Here is a 520-nt window from a genome sequence, read left to right as displayed (position 1 = left end):
GTCACCTCCGAGACCGTGGGCGGCCGGACCATCTCCTCCCGCTACGACGCCCTGGGCCGCCGCACCACCCGCATCACCCCCATGGGCGCCAAAGCCACCCGCACCTACGACCCGGCCGGCAACACCGCAACCCTGACCACCTCAGGCCACACCCTCACCTACCACCACGACCCCGCAGGCCACGAACTCACCCGCCACCTCGGCGAGCACACCACCCTCACCCAGACCTGGGACCCCGCAGGCCGCCTCACCACCCAAACCCTCCTCACCCAGCCCACCCGACTGCGGGGAGCAGGCCCGGACACGACGGCCTGGCGACCGGGCACGGCCGGAACACCTCTCCCGGGCGAGGCAGGAACACCTCTCCCGGGCGAGGCGGCAGGCACTGCCGAGGTCCGCCGGCACCGGGCCTACACCTACCGCCCGGACGGCCACCTCACCGCCATGGACGACCCCACGGCCGGCGGCCTACGCCACTTCGACCTCGACCCGGCCGGCCGGGTGACCGCGGTCCACGCCG

Annotated in this window: 1 protein-coding gene; it reads left to right on the top strand. The window is 74.2% G+C overall.

The genetic code is table 11. From position 1 onward, the window contains the following. Positions 1–520 (top strand): hypothetical protein (locus HCK00_RS26700; RefSeq protein WP_168104615.1); only part of this gene is annotated, 520 nt, incomplete at both ends.

This window comes from Streptomyces zingiberis (genome assembly GCF_012034935.1).
GTDB classification, from domain to species: Bacteria; Actinomycetota; Actinomycetes; order Streptomycetales; family Streptomycetaceae; genus Streptomyces; species Streptomyces zingiberis.
This window is presented reverse-complemented; position numbering and strand designations above follow the sequence as displayed.